Below are 333 nucleotides of genomic sequence, written 5' to 3' on the forward strand. Positions count from 1 at the left end.
ATGATACCGATCAATTCCTTGCGGCGTGGGTTCTGGGTCGCCAGACGGACCTGCCCACCCGCTTGTGATGATGCTTCCAGGATCGTTACTTCATGGCCGCGCTCGGCCGCGACCCGCGCCACCTCCAGTCCGCCTGCCCCTGCGCCGACGACCACGACTTTACGCTTGGGCCCTTCCGTCTTGGCGATCACGTGCGGAATATCCGCCTCGCGGCCGGTCGCCGCATTGTGGACGCACAGCGCCTCGCCGCCCTCGTAGATGCGGTCGAGACAATAGGTGGCGCCCACGCAGGGACGGATCTCGTGCTCGCGGCCCTCCATCACCTTCTTGATG

1 protein-coding gene is annotated in these 333 nt (G+C 65.5%); it reads right to left on the reverse strand.

The features are described 5' to 3' along the window. A partial coding sequence (locus EN852_RS37430) for an FAD-dependent oxidoreductase (RefSeq protein WP_135879809.1) occupies positions 1–333 on the reverse strand: 333 nt, incomplete at both ends.

The sequence above is a fragment of the Mesorhizobium sp. M2E.F.Ca.ET.209.01.1.1 genome (assembly GCF_004010375.2).
Lineage (GTDB): Bacteria > Pseudomonadota > Alphaproteobacteria > Rhizobiales > Rhizobiaceae > Mesorhizobium.